Origin of the sequence: Roseobacter sinensis (assembly GCF_025755255.1) — a bacterium.
In the GTDB taxonomy this organism is placed as follows: Bacteria; Pseudomonadota; Alphaproteobacteria; order Rhodobacterales; family Rhodobacteraceae; genus Roseobacter; species Roseobacter sinensis.
The window spans coordinates 1-1,200 of the sequence record NZ_JALIEB010000064.1 but is presented as its reverse complement, the minus strand read 5'-3'; the positions used below and the strand labels follow the sequence as shown (position 1 = coordinate 1,200).

The following is a 1,200-nucleotide window of genomic DNA, read 5'->3' as shown; positions in this document are numbered from 1 at the left end:
TGTCCTTCCCCCTTAGAACTGGGCCATTAAAGTGGTCACCGAAGGGGGACATTGAATGGCGAGGAAGCGACATTCAGACGAAGATATCTTGAAGCTGCTGCGTGAGATTGAGCTGAAGCTGACGGCTGGTGATGATGTGGCATCGGCGTGTCGCAGTGTCGGGATCAGCGATGCGACGTACTACAATTGGCGGAAACGGTTTGGCGGGATGGGCCGGTCGCAGCTGTCGGAGATGAAGAGCTTGGAGAAAGAGAACGCGCGGCTGAAGAAGATCGTCGCGGAGCTTGAACTGGATAAGCTCATTCTCAAGGAAAGCCTTAACCATCTAAAGCCCAGGGCCTGACCACAGCGGAGCTCCGTCAGGCCGTCATTCACACACGTCAGAAGCTCGCGACGTCTGAGCGGCGGACGTGCCGGGTGATTGGCCTTGCGCGGAGCTCCCTGCAATATCGCCCAGCATCCAAGAACGATGATGCGTTGCGGTTGGCAATCATCCGGCTGGCAAAGCAATACGGTCGATATGGCTATCGCAAGATCACCGAACTGCTCCACATCGAAGGCTGGAAGATCAATCACAAAAAGGTCGAGCGGCTCTGGCGTGAGGAGGGATTGCAGCTTCCACAGAGACACAAGAAGCGACGCCGGCTCTATCACAAGGACAGCTCGATCATCCGGTTGAGGCCCACCCATCCAAACCACATCTGGGCTATCGACTTCGTGCACGACAAGCTCAGCAATGGGTGCAGCTACAAGATGCTGACGGTTCTGGACGAGTTCACGCGGCAGGCACTGGCAGTGAAGGTTCGCACTAGGATGGGAGCCGACGATGTCCTCGAAGCGCTTTATCCGCTGCTCCTGAGCCACGGCACCCCAGAGTACATCCGGTCAGATAACGGACCAGAGTTCGCAGCGGAGGCGATGCAGGACTGGCTTACACGCGGTGGTATCAAGCCGATCCGTATTTACCCCGGATCGCCCTGGGAGAACGGATACAACGAGCGATTCAATGGGACGCTACGACGGGAGGTTCTCGACGCGGAGTGGTTCACGACGACCGAGCAGGCGCAGATCGTCATCAATCACTGGCTCAGACAGTACAACCACACTCGCCCGCATCAGGCACTCAACATGCGGCCACCGGTGCCAGAAACCCTATTAGAGAAACGGCTGATCAGTGGCCCAGCAACAGGGGGCTAGACA

1 pseudogene is annotated in these 1,200 nt (G+C 57.3%); it reads left to right on the top strand.

Features of this window, described 5'->3' with window-relative positions:
- Nucleotides 1-55 precede the first annotated feature (55 nt).
- Nucleotides 56-1,197 (top strand): annotated as a pseudogene (locus MUB52_RS23900) (IS3 family transposase).
- The last annotated feature ends 3 nt before the right edge of the window (nt 1,198-1,200 follow it).